The organism is Pseudomonas sp. GL-B-12 (assembly GCF_019955895.1).
Classification (GTDB): domain Bacteria; phylum Pseudomonadota; class Gammaproteobacteria; order Pseudomonadales; family Pseudomonadaceae; genus Aquipseudomonas.
On record NZ_JAHBCX010000020.1, the window covers coordinates 39,943 to 57,858 of the forward strand.

At 57.0% G+C, this 17,916-nt stretch carries 18 protein-coding genes; 5 read left to right on the forward strand and 13 right to left on the reverse strand.

From position 1 onward, the window contains the following. Positions 1 to 125: 125 nt before the first annotated feature. From KGA85_RS12120 to KGA85_RS12140, 5 genes are read right to left on the reverse strand one after another with little or no spacing between them, the layout of a single operon-like run. Positions 126 to 605: an Lrp/AsnC family transcriptional regulator gene (locus KGA85_RS12120; protein WP_007974731.1), complete on the reverse strand. Its 480-nt coding sequence runs from the start codon at positions 603 to 605 to the stop codon at positions 126 to 128. Positions 606 to 617: 12 nt separating this feature from the next. Next, positions 618 to 1,379: an ABC transporter ATP-binding protein gene (locus KGA85_RS12125; RefSeq protein WP_007986657.1), complete on the reverse strand. Its 762-nt coding sequence runs from the start codon at positions 1,377 to 1,379 to the stop codon at positions 618 to 620. A gap of 56 nt (positions 1,380 to 1,435) precedes the next feature. Further along, complete coding sequence (locus KGA85_RS12130; protein WP_102700408.1) at positions 1,436 to 2,146, reverse strand: ABC transporter permease; 711 nt, start codon at positions 2,144 to 2,146, stop codon at positions 1,436 to 1,438. Continuing rightward, positions 2,143 to 2,868 carry an ABC transporter permease gene (locus KGA85_RS12135; RefSeq protein WP_223458373.1) on the reverse strand — a complete coding sequence of 242 codons (726 nt, stop codon included), beginning with the start codon at positions 2,866 to 2,868 and terminating at the stop codon, positions 2,143 to 2,145. Before KGA85_RS12135 ends, KGA85_RS12130 begins: the two co-directional genes overlap by 4 nt. A gap of 59 nt (positions 2,869 to 2,927) precedes the next feature. Continuing rightward, positions 2,928 to 3,707, reverse strand: coding sequence for a transporter substrate-binding domain-containing protein (locus KGA85_RS12140; protein WP_150755301.1), 780 nt, complete (start codon positions 3,705 to 3,707; stop codon positions 2,928 to 2,930). Between the two features lie 633 nt (positions 3,708 to 4,340). Here KGA85_RS12140 and KGA85_RS12145 point away from each other — a divergent pair. Continuing rightward, entirely contained in the window at positions 4,341 to 5,387 is a 1,047-nt protein-coding gene (locus KGA85_RS12145) for an ornithine cyclodeaminase (protein WP_223458377.1), read from the forward strand. Between the two features lie 249 nt (positions 5,388 to 5,636). Continuing rightward, the gene (alr, locus tag KGA85_RS12150; RefSeq protein WP_223543139.1) at positions 5,637 to 6,875 is read left to right on the forward strand and encodes an alanine racemase; all 1,239 of its coding nucleotides are present in this window, start codon (positions 5,637 to 5,639) and stop codon (positions 6,873 to 6,875) included. Positions 6,876 to 7,037: 162 nt separating this feature from the next. Here the strand turns inward: alr and KGA85_RS12155 are convergent, their stop codons facing one another. Then, positions 7,038 to 7,727 carry a GntR family transcriptional regulator gene (locus tag KGA85_RS12155; protein WP_223458381.1) on the reverse strand — a complete coding sequence of 230 codons (690 nt, stop codon included), beginning with the start codon at positions 7,725 to 7,727 and terminating at the stop codon, positions 7,038 to 7,040. Positions 7,728 to 8,053: 326 nt separating this feature from the next. Between KGA85_RS12155 and KGA85_RS12160 the strand changes: the two genes are divergently transcribed. Next, positions 8,054 to 8,788 (forward strand): amino acid ABC transporter ATP-binding protein, encoded by a 735-nt coding sequence (locus KGA85_RS12160; protein ID WP_007991043.1) that lies wholly within the window; start codon positions 8,054 to 8,056, stop codon positions 8,786 to 8,788. Positions 8,789 to 8,815: 27 nt separating this feature from the next. On the opposite strand, the gene KGA85_RS12165 is transcribed toward KGA85_RS12160, so the two are convergent. From KGA85_RS12165 to KGA85_RS12195, 7 genes are all read right to left on the reverse strand, one after another. After that, the gene (locus KGA85_RS12165) at positions 8,816 to 9,928 is read right to left on the reverse strand and encodes a CapA family protein (RefSeq protein WP_223533481.1); all 1,113 of its coding nucleotides are present in this window, start codon (positions 9,926 to 9,928) and stop codon (positions 8,816 to 8,818) included. An 89-nt stretch (positions 9,929 to 10,017) separates the two neighbouring features. Beyond that, positions 10,018 to 10,974, reverse strand: coding sequence for an ornithine cyclodeaminase family protein (locus KGA85_RS12170; protein WP_223458429.1), 957 nt, complete (start codon positions 10,972 to 10,974; stop codon positions 10,018 to 10,020). 160 nt (positions 10,975 to 11,134) lie between these two features. After that, entirely contained in the window at positions 11,135 to 11,524 is a 390-nt protein-coding gene (locus tag KGA85_RS12175) for a RidA family protein (protein ID WP_150813082.1), read from the reverse strand. Positions 11,525 to 11,535: 11 nt separating this feature from the next. Continuing rightward, on the reverse strand, positions 11,536 to 12,627 hold the full coding sequence (locus KGA85_RS12180) for an amino acid ABC transporter permease (protein WP_223458384.1): 1,092 nt from the start codon (positions 12,625 to 12,627) through the stop codon (positions 11,536 to 11,538). After that, entirely contained in the window at positions 12,617 to 13,753 is a 1,137-nt protein-coding gene (locus tag KGA85_RS12185) for an ABC transporter permease subunit (RefSeq protein ID WP_223458386.1), read from the reverse strand. The genes KGA85_RS12180 and KGA85_RS12185 overlap by 11 nt, the downstream gene beginning before the upstream one ends. A 62-nt stretch (positions 13,754 to 13,815) precedes the next feature. Continuing rightward, positions 13,816 to 14,838 (reverse strand): amino acid ABC transporter substrate-binding protein, encoded by a 1,023-nt coding sequence (locus KGA85_RS12190; protein ID WP_223458387.1) that lies wholly within the window; start codon positions 14,836 to 14,838, stop codon positions 13,816 to 13,818. A 210-nt stretch (positions 14,839 to 15,048) separates the two neighbouring features. Next, positions 15,049 to 16,053 carry a LysR family transcriptional regulator gene (locus KGA85_RS12195; RefSeq protein WP_223458389.1) on the reverse strand — a complete coding sequence of 335 codons (1,005 nt, stop codon included), beginning with the start codon at positions 16,051 to 16,053 and terminating at the stop codon, positions 15,049 to 15,051. A 160-nt stretch (positions 16,054 to 16,213) separates the two neighbouring features. On the opposite strand from KGA85_RS12195, the gene KGA85_RS12200 reads away from it, so the two are divergent. After that, a complete protein-coding gene (locus KGA85_RS12200) occupies positions 16,214 to 16,969 on the forward strand; it encodes a class II aldolase/adducin family protein (protein ID WP_223458392.1) in 756 nt (251 codons plus the stop codon). Then, the gene (locus KGA85_RS12205) at positions 16,966 to 17,895 is read left to right on the forward strand and encodes a 2-hydroxyacid dehydrogenase (RefSeq protein WP_223543140.1); all 930 of its coding nucleotides are present in this window, start codon (positions 16,966 to 16,968) and stop codon (positions 17,893 to 17,895) included. Before KGA85_RS12200 ends, KGA85_RS12205 begins: the two co-directional genes overlap by 4 nt. Positions 17,896 to 17,916 lie beyond the last annotated feature (21 nt).

Sequence of the window (17,916 nt, forward strand, 5' to 3'; positions counted from 1 at the left end):
GGAAAAAACCCGGTTGATAACGGCTTTTGCGCTGATGAAAACGGCTGAAGATTGCTGGTTGCCCAGCCGATTCGGCGGGGCTGAAAAACAAAAAAAAATCGCTGCTTTGGGCAGCGATTCTTGTCTTATTCCATGGTGGTCTTGACCATCGCCAGCTCCGGGTGGCTGACCAGTTTGTCGATGTGCAAATCCGGGTCGTCAAACCAGACTTCGGTCAACACCCGGTAATGCTCCATGTCACGGCAGCGCATGCGCAGGCTGTAGTCGAACGCGCCGCTGATCAGGCGACATTCCAGCACCTGCGGGCAGGCGCGGACCTTGGCTTCGAAGGCCTTTTGCGCCGCGCGTCCGCTCTGGTTCGACAACGCCACCAGCACCAGCAAGGACAAGCCCGGCGTCAATTTCTTCTCATCGAGAATCGCACCATAGCCGCGAATGACCCCAAGCTGTTCCAGCTTGCGCACCCGTTCCAGGCAAGGCCTGGGGGTCAGGTGTACGCGCTCGGAAAGCTTTTGATAGGTGATGCGCCCTTCGTGGCGCAACACTTCAATGATTGCCTGATCGATACGATCAAGCACGATCGACAGATCGCGGATATCCGCCATGTACGCCTTGCCTCACTTCAAACGACCCGATAGAAATTGCTGCAAACGTTCACTGTTTGGCCGGTCGAGTATCGTAGCATCACCCTGCTCCTCGACACGGCCTTGATGCAAGAACAACACCTGGCTTGAGACCTGCCGGGCAAACCCCATTTCGTGGGTCACCATCAACATGGTCCGGCCTTCTTCGGCCAGTGCCTGAATCACCTTCAGCACTTCACCCACCAGTTCCGGGTCGAGCGCCGAAGTTGGCTCGTCGAACAACAGGATTTCGGGTTCCACCGCCAGGGCCCGGGCAATCGCCACCCGTTGTTGCTGCCCGCCCGACAGGAACGCCGGGTATTGATCGGCCACCCGTTGCGGCAAGCCGACCTTGTCCAGATACGCCCGCGCGCTCTCCTCGGCGGCCTTGCGACTCATGCCCAGGACTCGACACGGCGCCAGCACAATGTTCTCCAGTACTGTCAGGTGGCTCCACAGGTTGAAGTGCTGGAACACCATCGCCAGTCGCGTGCGCAAGCGCTGCAACTGCTTGGGATTGGCAACGCGCATGCCACCGACGCCTTGACGGGTGAGGACTCGCTCGCCATCCAGAGCAATGGCGCCTTCGTCCGCCCGTTCCAGAAAGTTGATGCAGCGCAGCATGGTGCTTTTACCCGAGCCGCTGGCGCCGATCATGCTCACCACATCCCCTGCCCGTGCGTTCAACGAGACGCCTTTGAGCACTTCATTGTCACCAAAACGTTTATACAGATTTTCAACCGTGAGTTTGTACATGCAAATACTCCTGGAGCGGCTCGCTTATCGGCGCCGCTCTGGATAAAGAATGGAAGTCAGTGGGCCGGGCCGAGAAAGCTCAGCCAGCGTTTCTCTGCCAGGCGGAACGCGCCAACCAGCCCGAACGACAGCACGAGGTACAGCAAACCGGCAATGCCGAAGGCCTGAAACGTCATGAAGGTCGCCGCATTCGCGTCCCGGGCGATTTTCAGGATGTCCGGAATCGTTGCGGTAAATGCCACCGAAGTCGCGTGCAACATCAGGATCACTTCGTTGCTGTAGTACGGCAGCGCGCGGCGCAGCGCCGAAGGCAGGATCAGTTGCAGATACAGGCGCCAGCCACTGAGGCCATAGGCATGGGCCGCTTCGATTTCACCGTAGGGAATGCTGCGGATCGCTCCGGCGAAGATTTCCACGGTGTAGGCGCAGGTGTTGAGGGTGAACGCCAGCAAGGTGCAATTCATGGCGTCGCGGAAAAACGCTTCGAGCAATGGTTGCGAACGGACCACAGCAATGCCGTAGATCCCGCTGTAGCAAATCAGCAACTGGATATACAACGGCGTGCCACGAAAGATGTAGGTAAACAGCTGAACCGGCCAACGCAAAACGCCCCAGCGCGAGACGCGCAAGATCGCCAGGGGCAACGACAGGAAAAAGCCCATGGCAATACTCGCCACCAGCAACCACAGGGTCATGGCCAACCCGGTGAGGGTCTCGCCGTCGCTGAACAGAAAGGGTTTCCAGTATTCGGCAATCAACTCGATCATCGCGCCATCCCCCGTACACCCTGGTTGTAGCGCCGTTCCAGCACGCGCAAGACATAGTTCGAAGCGCTGGTGATCAGCAGGTAAAGCGCTGCGGCCAGCAACAGGAAATCAAGCATATTGAACGTGCTTTTGCCGGCCTCCTGCGCGACCTTGACCAGGTCCGACAAACCGATGATCGATACCAGCGCCGTGGCCTTGAGCAGCACCAGCCAGTTGTTGCCCAGGCTCGGCAAGGCGAAACGCATCATTTGCGGGAACACCACGAAACGAAAGCGCTGCCAACGGTTCAGGCCAAAGCACGCCGCGGCTTCCTGTTGCCCGCGTGGCACACTCAGAATCGCCCCGCGAAAGGTCTCGGTGAAATACGCCCCGTAGATAAAGCCAAGGGTGATGATCCCGGCCACAAAGGGGTCGATTTCCATGTAGGGCCAGCCCATGGACTCGGTCAGGGCGCTGAGCCAGCCTTGCAGGCTGTAGAAAATCAGCAGCATCAACACCAGGTCGGGCACGCCACGGATCAGCGTCGTGTAAAAGGTCGCCGGCAGATTCAACAGCTTCAGCGGCGACAGCTTGGCCGCCGCGCCGAGCAGCCCCAGCGCCATGCTCACCAAAAGTGCGAGCGCCGACAGTTTGAGGGTGACCCAGGTGCCGTGCAGCAACAATGGGCCATAGCCTTGCAGGGCCGAAAGGTCGACCCCCAGAACATTCAGGAAGGAATTCACGCCAGTCACCTGTCTTGATGCGCCCCGGTCGCTGCGACACAGCGACCGGGGCACGAGGATCAGTTGTTGTAGAGGTCCAGATCACCGAAGTGTTTCTGCTGGATCTGCGCGTAGATGCCCTTGTCGTGCAGGGCCTTGATGGCGGCGTTGAGCATGCCTTTGAGCTCTTCGTTGTCCTTGCGCACACCAATGGCGATTTCTGCCGGCACCAACGGGTCGCTGATGCCTTCACTGTTGTGGAAGTCCGCCCCTTGTGGCGAGGTCAGGAAACTCATCTGCGCTTGCAGCTTGTCCTGGATCGACGCATCGAGACGGCCAAATACCAGGTCGGCATACACCTGATCCTGATTCTGATAGGCCCGCAGTTTCACCCCGCCCGGCGCCAGTTTGGCCTTGGCGTAGGTTTCCTGAATCGTGCCCTGCATGTAACCGATGGTTTTGCCGCGCAGCGATTCGGCGGTAGGCAGCAGTCCGGAGTCTTTGCGGGTAACGATGGCGGTCGGTCCGGCGTACAGGCGATCGGTAAAGTCGATCTGTTTTTTGCGCGCGTCGGTAACGGTCATCGAAGATTCGATGGCATCGAACTTGCCGGCCTTGAGCCCCGGAATCAGCCCGTCGAAATCATTGCTGACCCACACACAGGTCAGCTTCAACTCGGCACATATTGCATTGCCCAGATCCACGCCGAAGCCCTGGACCCCACCATCGGCCGTGGTGGATTCAAAAGGTGGGTAGCTTGGGTTGACGCCAAATCGCAGCTCCTTCCATTCCTTGGCACTGGCGCCCGTGGTGCAGCACAGCAACGCGAGTGCCGGCAAAGTCAGCCATTTGATGTTCATTTTCTTGAGTCCCGGATTATTTGGATTTATCGCGATCCGGCGCCTGCGTCGGACCACACTTTTTGACAGGGGCAGAGAGTCGATGCGGCATTCACCGCAGCCGTTTTTGTTGTTGTTTTCGACCGGAAGCAGCCAGTCGTCGGAGTTGCACTCCATCTCAAGCAGCGATCAACAAGCGCTTGAAACGGACCGTCAGAATGCCAATTGCCGGGAGGGTGCTGGTGTCGTAACCCCACGTTCAAACAGCGTGCCTGTGCTGAATGAAAGGCTTGCGCAGCCGATTCTGTCGCCTGCCGTAAGTCACTGTTTCTCCACTTAAAGGGAGCGGCACAGGAAGCGTGATGGTCTTTGAGGCCTTCTACTTCACCTGCATGACGATGCGTCGTGAAGCACATCGCGCTTGAGCCGTGCGAGCGAGGTGCGACTGGTCAGTGTCACCCGGCCGATTCCGCTGTGCGCTGCCTGTTTTTCGACTTCTCTCGCTGTGTCCGGGGTCGGTATTGGCCGAAATCTTCTCGCCATTGCCTCGACAATAGGTCCGTTGCAAACACATGGACCGCCTCCTGAGTCTCAGCCGCCAGAGCGAAAGGTTGTCCAGACCGGCACACCAAAAAACGCCCAAAGGAACCCAATATGACCCGTTACATTGACGTCAATGATCTGAGCCGTCTCGTCCAGGAAAAAGGCTTGCCTCGTTGCCTGATCGAAATGGCCGAGTACATCCGTCAAGACTACGTACGCTGGCCGGATTTCGAAAAGTGCGCGCGCCTGGCGAACCACTCACCCGAGGGCGTCATCGAGCTGATGCCCGTGTCTGATGCAGCGCTCTACGCTTTCAAGTATGTCAACGGACATCCGAAGAACACCCACAATGGCATGCTGACGGTCATGGCCTTTGGTGCGCTGGGAGACGTCGATACCGGCAAGCCTGTTTTGCTGAGTGAAATGACGCTGACGACCGCCATTCGCACCGCTGCCACTTCCGCACTCGCGGCCCGCTACCTCGCCCGACCGGACAGTCGCCGAATGGCACTCATTGGCAACGGCTCACAGAGCGAATTCCAGGCCCTGGCATTTCATACACTGCTCGGCATTACTGAAATCAGTCTCTACGACATCGATCCTGCCGCGACAGCGAAGCTGGTAGCCAACCTGCGGGCCTACCCCGCCATACAGGTGAGCGTTGCCAAAACCGTCGCAGAAGCGGTACGTGGCGCCGATATCGTGACCACGGTCACGGCCGACAAAGCCTACGCAACGATTTTGACGCCTGAGATGATCGAGCCCGGGATGCACCTCAACGCCGTGGGCGGCGACTGTCCCGGCAAGACCGAACTGCACCGGGACATCGTCGAGCGTGCGCGGGTCATGGTTGAGTACGAGCCGCAAAGCCGCATTGAAGGCGAAATTCAACAAATGCCCGCCGACTCACCGGTTATCGAGTTCTGGAAAGTCATCAATGGTCAGACTCAAGGTCGCCAGCATGCCGAGGAAGTCACCTTGTTCGACTCGGTCGGCTTCGCCATCGAGGACTACTCCGCCTTGCGCTATGTGCTGGATGTTGCACGAACGCTCAACATTGGCAGCGACATTCAGCTGGTACCAGAGCTGCAGGATCCCAAGAACCTGTTCTCGCTGCTGCAGCCTTCAGCAACTGACGATGTAAGGCTTCGGGCTTGATATCACTCGACACTTCAAAGCATTCACCTGGCGGCCCCTTCGGCTGCCAGGCGCAACCCTGAACAATCCCTCGGTCGTTTGAGCCTTTTTTACAGCGTCATCCGCTGCGCGAGCCGCCTGGTTCCACATAAACAAACGAGGCCTTTGCATAAGAATTCCATGGCTGTTCGCCCCATGCCCAATGGATCTGGCTGATGCCAAATCCACGCCAGCATTGGGCCTTTCCTCATCCACTATGGAAGACTCGATATGCCACGTTTCATGCTCAGCACGCTGACGCTCGCCCTGGCCTTGACGGCAATGATGCCGGTGGCCAATGCCGCCCCTTTACTCGATCCCACACCTGAACATCCCCGCGCCGACAATCAATCAGGCCAGGCCAATACCTGGCTGGAGATTGATCAGGCCGCCTTCGAAGCAAACATCACCAAACTTCAGCAACGGCTGGCGGGTAAAAGCCAGATGTGTGCAGTGATGAAAGCCGACGCTTATGGGAATGGCATTGGATTATTGATCCCTTCCGCCATTCGGATGGGCATCACCTGTATCGGCGTGGCGAGCAACGAGGAGGCGCGTGTCGCACGGGAAAAAGGCTTCAAGGGACGCCTGATGCGTTTGCGCAGCGCAACCGTTGAAGAAGTCGAGAATGCACTGCGCTACAACATCGAAGAACTGGTCGGCAACCTGGAGGTTGCACGTCAGCTCAATGAGCTGGCCACCCGCCAGGGCGTGAAGCTGCCTGTTCACCTGGCGCTGAATTCGGCGGGCATGAGCCGCAATGGTCTGGAAATGAGTACGACTGAGGGGCAACGACAGGCGGTGGACCTGACCCGGCTGGATCACCTGAACATCGTCGGAATCATGACCCACTTCCCGGTCGAGGAACGCGAGGATGTCCTTCAGGGTCTGGCCAAGTTCAAGGAGCAGTCCGGTTGGCTGATCGAACACGCCAAACTGGACCGCAGCCGGATCACCCTGCACTGTGCCAACACTTTCACCACCCTTGAGGTGCCGGAAGGCTGGCTGGACATGGTTCGCCCGGGGGCTGCGCTCTATGGCTATCCAGTGGGTGGGCATAACGAATTTCAACGGGTGATGCAGTTCAAGTCGCGGGTCGCGGCGGTCAATGCCTACCCGGCGGGCAGTACGATCAGCTACGACCGCACCTTTACCCTGAGCAAAGACTCGTTGATCGCCAACATCCCGGCTGGCTACTCCGACGGTTATCGAAGAGCGTTCTCCAACAAAGCCTCAGTGCTGATTCACGGCCAACGCGCGCCGGTGATCGGCAAGGTCACCATGAACACGTTGATGGTGGACGTCAGTGGCATCAAAGGCGTGCAGGCGGGAGATGAGGTCGTTTTGTACGGCAAGCAAGGTGATGACGAGATTACCCAGACGGAGCTTGAAACCATCAACGGCGCATTGTTGGCGGATCTCTACACGATCTGGGGCAACTCCAATCCGAAAGTATTGAAGTCTAAATAAGGAGAAAAAAAGAAGGTGCGCAGGCTAAACACTGCGCCCCTGTGGGAGCGAGCCTGCTCGCGATGGACGTTAACGATAACGCGTGTTTTCTGAATAAACGCGCCGTCCTCGAGTCCATCGTCGGAACGCCGCCCGAAGCTATCGAGTGTCGACCGGCTGCTCCTACACCTCAAAGTGGTCCTTCAGGTACTCAGCCGCCTCATCCGATGCTTGCTTGAGATGCGTTGTCATCAACGCAACGGCCGCCTCCACGTCTTTTGCCCGGTACGCCGCGAGGATCGCACGGTGCTCGTCCTGGCTATCAATCCCTGCGGATCGCAACTGCATATAGATGTGCGTATAGCGCTGCGCAATGGTGTGCGCACGGGTGATCATATTTTCCAGGTGTTTCATTTGCGCAGGTGCATAAAGCGCCGTATGCAGCGAAAGGTTCCATTGACTGCTCAGGAGAGGATCCTGAACTTTCTCGAACTCATCGATGATGCGTTCGACAGCATCGAGTTGCTCCGGTGTCGAGAGCGGTACCGAATGGCGGACGGCCAGCGGCTCTAAAACCGCTCTTAACTCAAAGCACTCATTCATTTCATTCAGGGACGGCTGCGTCACCATGAAGCCGCGGTTTGGCATGAACTGGACCAGCCCCTGACCTTCAAGCTCGCGCAGCGCTTCGCGAACCGGCACCTTGCTGGTGTTGAGTTCGGTAGCGATCAGGTCCTGACGCAAAGGTTCGCTACCGGAGAGCGCGCCGGTGACGATGGCTTCCCTGATAACGGCCGCAACAAATTGCGGTGCCGACACACGTGCCAGCGGGATCAGTCCTGCAATGTATTTCAGTGGTGATTGGTTAGACATATGACACTAAGTGGCCAGGGGAGATTTAAAGGCGTGTCTGGGTTTGGCAGATACGAGGAACAACTACATCATCATGTACAACCGTATACGATTATACGAAAACGGACAAGGACGGCATCCTCAGCCTGGTCCCCTCGAACTGCAGTCCAGCCCCTCTCCCCATTCATCTGAAATACGAGCCTGATTCACCGCTTTGCGGTTGTCGTTGGCGAATCAATAATCGTATACTTTCTACAGTAGGAAGGATCTGATACGCCCTGGCTAGCCATTTGCGATCAGGTCCTCGTCCCTCTTGCGCCATCTGCAACCACATCAGGACAACCACCGTGATCAACATAAAAAATGTTTCCAAGTGGTACGGTAACTTTCAGGTACTGAGCGACTGCTCGACCGCCATACAAAAGAGTGAAGTCGTCGTGGTGTGCGGCCCTTCCGGCTCTGGCAAATCAACGCTGATCAAAACGGTAAATGCACTGGAGCCCTTCCAGAAAGGCGAAATTGTCGTCGACGGTATCAGCCTCTCGGACCCGAAAACCAACCTGCCCAAGCTACGCAGCCGGGTCGGCATGGTGTTTCAACACTTCGAGTTGTTTCCGCACCTGTCCGTGACGCAAAACCTGACGCTCGCCCAGATGAAGGTGCTGGGCCGTGGCCAGGACGAGGCGCTCAAACGGGGTCTGAAGATGCTCGATCGGGTTGGCCTGAGCGCCCACAAGGACAAGTTTCCAGGGCAGCTTTCAGGTGGCCAGCAGCAGCGCGTGGCAATTGCTCGTGCCTTATCGATGGACCCGATCGTGATGCTGTTTGACGAACCCACCTCGGCACTGGACCCGGAAATGGTCGGCGAGGTTCTAGACGTCATGATCAAGCTCGCAAACGAGGGCATGACCATGATGTGCGTGACCCACGAAATGGGCTTCGCCAGGAAGGTCAGTGACCGGGTGATTTTCATGGACGCGGGAAAAATCATTGAAGATTGCAAAAAGGAAGAGTTCTTCGGCACCCCCGAAGCACGCTCTCCGCGCGCCAAGGACTTCCTCTCCAAGATCCTGCAACATTGATCATTCGGGGTCGCTAAGGGAGTGTTCTCACCAACGCAACTCGAAGGCATTTTTCGCGCCCGCCTGGATGCTGCTGCCCAGGCGTGCGCACTCGCGAGAAAGAGTGTCGTGCAGCCATTGACGGTCATCCCCTTCGGCGCGACAGATACGAAAGCGACGCAGGCGGGTGGGTATCAAGTCCAGCGACTGCAGGTGCCCACCCGGGTCCAGGGAGGCAAAGTATAGAAACCCCAGGTCGCCGCGAAAGGCTGTGTAGCCCTCTATGCCTTCGTAATCGTTCAGAAGATCACCGCAGCCATAGAGAATCAGGCGTTCGCGGTACACCTCGATGCCTTTGACGTGGTGCGAGGAATGCCCGTGCACCACGTCAACTCCGGCCTCGTCGATCAAGGCATGGGCGAACCGGACTTGCTCGCGCGGGATATCGAACCCCCAGTTGCCGCCCCAGTGAATGGAGGCGACCACCAGATCCCGCGGTTTTTTGCCCTCGAGAATCCGTTTGGCCACAGGGCGCAGACTTTGCATCGACAGATCCTCCAGCCGCGCGACGCCCGCGCCCTTATCCGTGGCGGCCCAGTCCGACGCAATGCCGCTGTCGGGTGCGCCGAGGCCAAACACCAGCAAGCGCCGCCCGCCAGGCTGCAGCAACACGGCGGGCGCTTCGGCAGATTGCCGGTTGTGCCCGGCGCCGGCGCTGCACATACCATTGCTCGCCAGGGTCTCCAGCGTATCGGCCAGGCCGGCTGCCCCCCAATCCAGCACATGGTTGTTGGCCAGCACGCAGCAGTCGATGCCGGCTGCGCTGATGGCCGGGAAGTTCTCCGGGCTCATGCGGTAATTGATGCCCTTTGGCTCCGGTCGTCCGCGGCGGGACACTGCTGTTTCCAGATTGATGATGCGTGCGTGTGGCTGGCGAAGTTCGAACTCATCCAGCGCAGCGCCCCAGACATAGGTGAAATCGACTGGGCGGGGAATCGAGCCATTGACTCGTTCTGCCAGCCGGACGTAATCGCCAGCATTCTTGACGTAAGCTTCGTAAAGCCGCGGATCGCCAGGATGCGGCAGTACTGCGTCGATGCCGCGGGCGGTCATGACGTCGCCGGCGAGAAACAGCTTCAGCGTATCGGTAACAGCTGCCATGGCACCCTCCCGAATATAAGCCGGGGGATGTTTCCATCCCCCGGCTTATTATTACGCTGAAATAGGCAGAACGACTTCTAAACCTCTACTCAGTTGTTCTTCATATGCAGCTGATAAAGCTCATTGGCAATGGCGATATCCTCCAGCCCCAGTCCGATTGAGCGGAAGAAGGTATGGCGCTCGGGATCGGGAAGTCGGGCGGCTCCCGTCATCAGCTCGGGCAAATCTCCGCAAATACTCTCGGGTAACCAGCCATGCTGGTCTTTTGCCAGACGCATTTCCCCTGCGCTGTCGGGCGTTGTAGCCCGGTAGTCGCAATAGACGCTCATGTTCAGCAAGGACTCTGGCGGTACTTCATGTGCCAGGGGTGCATTGGTACAAATGGACGTGATCAGCGCCGGTTTTTTCAGCACGGCAGGGTCAAGCACCGTTTGACCGGCCGAGGTGCACAGCATGATGACATCCGCATCGTCAACGGCACTGGCAAGTTCGGTATGAATACTGACACGTGGATCGATGTCCCGAAGTGTCTGCTGCTCGGACGCTGGCAGAGCGTCAATGTTGGGGGCGTACAACCTGATATCCGCCCATTCGCGCAGTGCCAGGACATGCCGGGCGTGAGCCTGCCCCAGCCGCCCTACTCCCACCACGGCCAGCTTGCTGACCTGCGCGGGCGCGAGCAAATCGACGGCGAGTGCTGTGGTTCCCGCCGTTCGCTCAACCGTCAGTTGTCCCGAATCACAGAGCAAACGGGGTTGACCGTCTTCCATCGACATCATCAACGTCCAGGCCGTCACCAGGGCCCCTTCCGGACGCGGGATATAGGGCGAGAGCTTTGCGCCAAAGACCCCCTCCTCGGCAAGCGTTCCGAGGTAGCTGATGAAGTTGCCTTGCCCGTTGGGAAACGGATTGCGCAATTGTGGCGGTTGCACAGCCTTTTCCTGCCCCAACGCCAGGAACATACGACGCAATGCGGACAGCACGTCAATCTGGCCGATCAGTTTGGCCACTTGAGTTGAATCAAGTACGGCAATGTCATTTTTCATCGAATACATTCCTTCATCGAGCATCTGACAGAAAACCTTAAACGTCGAAACCACTCGGTTCGAGTTCATGGGAAAGAATATTAAAACAACTAGTTGAATAGCTTATAGCTACCAGGAGAACTGATACTTCTTACACAATACAACCCAGCGCATTCGTCTTCTAAAGATGGGCAACCACATCGATTTCAATATCAAACGGAAACGGCCAAGGCTTGACTGCAACGAATGAGCGAACGGGTGGATTCTCAGGAAAATACTTGCGATACACGGTGTTCACCTCATCCATCATCGATGGATCCGTCACGAAGATCGTGGTTTTCACGACGTTATCGAGGCACGACCCTGCCGATTCAAGGACAACTTTCATCACCTGCAATACCGCGTGCGTCTGTTCAATAATCGTGCCCCGAACAATATTCCCGGTCAGAGGATCGAGCGGCGGCAGGCCACAGGTATAGAGCATCGAACCCGAGCGAATCAGCAAAGAGGTCGGTGTATTCAAACGTCTGAGCGCGTCAGATAAAAACGGTACTTCTATTATTTCTTTCATGGAGGCATCCATTATTGATACAGGCGGGCCCTACGCTCACGTTCAATCGCCGCGACGTAGTGTTGGATATACATGCAAATAACGAAGTAGATGACGCCGACAAACAGATAGAGCTCCTTATAGAACCCTTGCCAGTTTTCGTCATAAAGGCTTGATCTTGCCGATCCAAGCAAATCGAAAAGTCCGATGATCATCAACAGCGAACTGTTCTTGACGAACGCGATGGCGATGTTGGCAATCGGTTGCAGCGAATGGGCGATGACTTGCGGCAAAATGATGTAGGCATGACTGCCCCAATAGCCGAACCCCAGGCTTGCCGACGCTTGGCGCTGCCCGACTGAAAGTGCTTGCAGGGCACCGCGCAAGGCTTCGGAAAAGTAAGCGGCGGTAAACAACGAGAGACCGATACCTGCCCGAAAAAGCTTGTCGAAAATAAGCTCGTCCGGAAGGATCAACGGAATGATCGCAAAGGTCATGAAGACAATGGTGATCGCCGGAACACTGCGGATGAGATCGACATAGAGCCGGCACGGAACAGAGACAAGCGGCATCTGCGACCGACACCCCATCGCCAGCAGCACACCCAGAGGGAACGCACACACAAGGCCGGCAATGCTGATCAGCAGGGTGATCGGCAGTCCACCCCAACGCGCACGATCCACTGACTCAAGACCGAACAGTCCGCCACTCATCAATAGATAACCAATCAACGCGGCCAGCACCCACAGCACAATGGCCGTTGTGTGATGGCGGACCCGAAACAAACACCAGAGCGCAACCGCCGCGATCAATGCAACGAAAGTGATCGGACGCCAAAGCGACTCCGGAGGATAGGCCCCGAACAGGATGAGATTGAGCTTGGTGCCGATGAACGCCCAGCAAGCGCCTCCGTTCTGGTGGCATAGTGCGGCATCGCCGCTAAAGGTTGCATCAAGCAATAACCATTTGAAGATACCAGGGCCAACCAGAACGACGCCCCAGAGAAACAGTGCGCCGAGCACAATCCGGCTTGGCATACCCGAGCCCAGGCCTTTGAGGCGCTGGATTAGCGTCAAGGGTGCGGCAATCGATACTTGGGCACCATTATTCAGATCACCAGACATAATGTTTCTCCCAAAGACCGATTACCCGCGTCGTAATAATGTTTACCGTGACGTAAACCAGCATGAAAATGCTGATCAATTCGATGGCCTGCCCCGTTTGATTCATAGCGGTGTTTCCCGCCGAGACCAGTTCCGGGTATCCCACGGCAACACCGAGCGAACTGTTTTTCATCAGGTTCAGTAGTTCACTGACCACCGCCGGCATCGCGATCCGGAAGGCTTGTGGCATCACGATGTAACGCAGCACGCCAAAGTGCGTCAGGCCCAGCGCATAACCTGCGGCAATCTGTCCCTGGGCAATGGACTGCACGGCCCCGCGGATCGCTTCGGCTATATAAGTGCCCGTGTACACAGAGAGCCCGATGAACATACTCATGAACTCGGGTGAAAAGTGCCCGCCGCCGCCAATTGAAAACTTGCTTGCCGTGGGCCATTCAAATGTCATTTGCCCGGACCACAGGGCATAAGCCGTGGACACAAAAGCAATCAGGCTCAGGAGTATCAGCAAGGCTCCCGGGTTTTTCAGTGCGCTGCCACCGGTCCTCACGCTTCTCAAGATAAACGCCACGACGGTGCAAAAGATTGCGACGATCGCCGTCAATGCGAAGGGGGTCGGCCACGGAAAATTAACCCCGCGATTGCTGATGAACAGACCCGGTAGCGGCTCCAGAGCCTCCCGAACTACCGGTAAACCGTAGGTAAAAACAGCGAACCAGAAGAACAACTGCAGCAGCAACGGCGTATTGCGGATTGTCGAGACATACACTTTGGCAATTCGTCTGGCCAGGCCGAATTTGGACAACTGAGCCAGCGCCGCCAATACCCCGAGCAGCACGGAGAACACAATGGCGCAGAGCGCCACTTTCAACGTGTTCGAAAAACCCGCGAGCAAGGCGTACGCGTATGACTTGTCACCGCTGAAAGCAATCATGCTTTCGCTGAGGTCGAAGCCGGCGCGAGTCCACAGAAAGCCGAACCCGGTATTGATCCCTTTCTGTGTAAGGCGCTCGTTGATCACGTGCCCGAAATACCAAACCGCAATCACGACAGCCGTGAGTACTACAAGCTGGACCAACACCGTGACTGCCCGGTGTTGGTGTTTAACTGCGCCATCTCTTGCCGACATGACCTTCACCTCTCGTTTTTGATTCGCCATCTACGCGGCGTTTGAGCCATTCACATCGCGGATCAGAAAAGCGGGGCGTACAGCAGGCCACCGTCCGACCACAGCGAATTCTGGCCACGCTTCATCTGCAAGGGAGTATTGGCACCCACGTTGCGCTCGAAGATTTCTTTGTAGTTGCCTACCGCGGAGATGACATTGATCACCCAGTCATCCTTGAGACCCAGCCCTGCCCCAACGCCAGGTGTTACACCCAACAGGCGCCGGATATCTTCGTTGTTACTGGTGAGCATTTGTTTAACGTTTTCTTTGGTGATACCCAGTTCTTCTGCAGTAAAGGTTGCGAAGACGGTCCATTTGACGAGGTCTGCAAAGTGCTTGTCATCGCCCCGCACAACTGGACCCATTGGCGACTTCGAGATCACATCAGGAAGGATGGCGTAGTTTTCAGGGTTGCCCGAGTTGAGCCGGATAACCGCCAACTGCGACACGTCACTGGTGATTACATCGCAGCGGCTTGCGAAAAAGGCCGAGAAAAATTCAGTCCCGCTTTCGATCACCACAGGTTTGAATGTGATCTTCAGTTTGTCGAAGAAATTGCGAACCACATACTCGCTGGTGGTGCCCTGCTGAATGCAGACCGTAGCGCCATCGAGTTCTGCCGCCTTGGTGACGCCCAGTTTCTTGTTGATCAGAAAGCCTTGGCCGTCGAAGAAATCGACCACCGGAAATTGCAGCCCCATCGTGGTATCGCGCGTCAGGGTCCAGGTGCTGTTTCGAGAAAGGACATCCACTTCGCCATTCTGCAGCGCCGTGAAACGTGCCTGATCGGACAGCGGGACAAACTTGACTTTCGGCTTCTCGAAAATCGCCGCCGCAAATGCTTTGCAGAAATCCGCATCAAACCCCTGCCAATCACCCGCACTGTTGGGCGCACCAAAGCCGACCAGGCCAGGGTGCACACCACAGACAAGCACTCCACGCTCCCGAATTTTCGACAAGGTATCGGCCTGTACCGGTGCAGAAATTGCCAATGAAAGCCCCAGGGCTGCTGCGGTAGATGCGAAAAAAACTCTTAGACGTGTCATTAGCTTCTCCACTCGGTAGAAAGTATACGATTTCAAGCTATATGACTTTGCGAGCAGCTGTCAAGCCACAAAAATGGTCGCATCGGTAATTTATTTTGAGTTTAGATCGGGTGCGTTGCGAGGTGACTGATCACCGGCGTGAGTCGCAATGGCTAAAGCAGCCTATCGGGATTGGGCAGACCCCAATCACCGATGATGCCAATCAAACAGTCAGTCTTCCTTGCCGAGATCTTGATCGACGGATTGTTCTGCAACGGCGATGGCATGCTGGAAACTTTCAAGAAATACAGTTTCTGCATGGGTCATTTTTTGCTCGCGGTTCCACAACAAGTGAATGTCCACATCGGAGACACCATCCCTGGGCGGCAGGCGCCAGAGCATGCCGTTGTAGAGGTCAACATCGAGTAAGTGCTCTGGCAAACAGCCGATACCAAATCCTGCGATCACCAACCTGCGTATTTCTTCAAAGTTTGATGACGAAGCGACGATCTTTCCGGTGAAGCCCTGTTGGTCACGAAACACGGTAAGCGGCGAAAGATTGCCGCCAATCTGGTCGCTCGTGAAGCTGACAAAGTTTTCCCCTTGCAGCTCAGCCAGATCGAGGCCCCGCACTCCAAAAAAGCGATGGCGTTTTCCGCAAAAGAAGGCATATCGCTGACGTATCAGACAACGCTGCTCAAGCTTGGGTTGAGCGATGCGGCATAAACCGACACCAACGGTGGCGGTCTTCTGCATCAGCGAGCTGAGAATGTCGGAGCTGCGCATTACCTCTATTTCCAACTCCACACGCGGATGATTGAGATGAAAATTCGCGAGAAAATCATCATAGACCGTCGATTGCACCCGGCTGATCGAGAGCAGGCGAACCTTCCCCACCACGTCATCCTGGGGGCCTTCGATGGCCGAGCCGATGCGCGACACGTTGCCATACATCTCTTCGGCAATTCGCAGTATTTCCTCTCCCGCCTCAGTGAGATCAAAGCGTGGCCCCTTACGCGAAATCAAGGCGCACTCCAACTGCTCTTCCAGCCGTTTGAGCGATTGGCTAACGGCCGATTGGGTAATGAACAGCCGCGCCGCAGCACGGCTGATGCTCCCTTCCTGACCAATCGCCAGGTACGTACGCAATAAATTCCAATCCAGACGATCGTTGAGGAAACGCCGCCCTCCCCATCTAGCCTGCATTAGCTCTTCATTCGAGTTTTTGCTGCTCATCTTGATGTCCATTATTAGCGTGGCTTAATCAGCGCTTAAGAATTAGCAAATTGCTTAATTATAGAGGCTACGAGATAAAGCACGAAGGCGCCAGAGGGACAGAGCGTTACCGTGATCCGATTGATCCCTGTCGGAATAATAATCAGAGAAAGGAACTTACATGTACACACCCGACAACATTGCCCCCGCCGAGTGGAAAGCCCGCTGCGAACTGGCCGCGCTGTATCGACTGGTCGCGTACTTTCGCATGACCGACCTGATCGACACCCACATCACCCTGCGCATTCCAGGCCCTGAACACCACTTTCTGATCAACCGCTACGGCGTGATCTTCGATCGCATGAAAGCCAGCGACCTGGTGCGCATAGACCAGTATGGTCAGGTGGTGGGAGGTGCAAACGAGCGCACCCGTGTCAACGCCGCAGGCTTCGTGATTCATTCGGCGATCCACATGGCCCGCCCGGATCTCAACTGCGTGGTGCATACCCATACCGCACCCGGCATGGCCGTGGCCGCCCAGGAGCAAGGCCTGTTACCGATCAGCCAGCATGCGCTGAAGTTCTACGGCAAATTGGCTTATCACACCTATGAAGGCATTGCGCTGTCGCTGGCCGAGCGTGAACGACTGGTCGCCGATCTGGGACCACACAAGGCCATGATCCTGCGTAACCATGGCCTGCTGGCGGCCGGTGGAAACGTGGCTGAAGCCTTCCACGAAATTCACTTCCTGGAGCGCGCCTGCCAGGCGCAGGTCGCGGCACTGGCCGGTGGCAGCCAGCTGGTCTACCCCAGCAAAGAAGTCTGCCAACACACAGCAGAACAGTTCGGCCGCGACGAAGCCGAGGAAATCATGGGGCTGAGCTGGAATGCCGCCTTGACCTTGATTGAAGACCAGCGCGAGTCCTATTGCTCATGAACACCGTTGTACTGCTGTCGCGCGACAGCATCCTGCTCGGCCAGCTCCAGACGGCCTTTGCCCGACAGGCGCCGGACATACGGGTGGTGCTGGCCGATGACCCGGTCGCCAGTGAAGCACAGGTCGCGGCATGCTGGTTCCCGCCGGCCAACAGTTTGGGCGCGCTGCCCAATCTGCAACTGGTGCACTCGGTCGCCGCGGGCGTCGATCATTTGCACACCGATCCCAGCTGCCCGAACTTGACCGTGTGCCGAGTGGTTGATCCCGCGCACCGCCAAGGCATGACCGAGTACGTACGCTGGGCGGTGATTCACTATCACCGGCGTTTCGATCAGGTCTTGCAGCAGCAGCCTGACCAGCTCTGGCAGCGCCCGATACAGATTCAGGCAAAGGATTTCAAGGTCGGTGTGATGGGCCTGGGTTCGCTGGGCGCAGCCATTGCCGAAGACCTTGCCAGCGCCGGCTACAGCGTTCGCGGCTGGGCGCGCAGTGTCAAAAACTTACCCAATGTGGTCTGCCACAGCGGTGATCGGACGTTCAGCGGTTTTCTCGAAGGCCTCGATCTTTTGATCAACCTGCTGCCGTTGACCCCGGCTACCCGAGGCATTCTCTGCACTGAAACCTTCCAGGCTCTGGCGTCTGGTGCTGTGGTCGTCAACTGCGGTCGCGGCCAGCACGTACGCATCGACGATCTACAACAGGCATTGAGCAGTGGTCAGCTGCGCGGTGCGGTGCTCGACGTCTTCGAGCATGAACCCCTGACGGTCGATGATCGCCTGTGGCGCATGCCCGGGGTGATCGTTACCCCGCACATGGCATCGGCGGCGTCCCACGACTGCATCGCCAGCCAGATTGCCGAAAACACGCGGCGGCTGGCCCGTGGTGAACCCCTGAACAACCAGGTCGATACGTCCCTGGGCTATTAAGACACGCGACAAGAGGTGAAT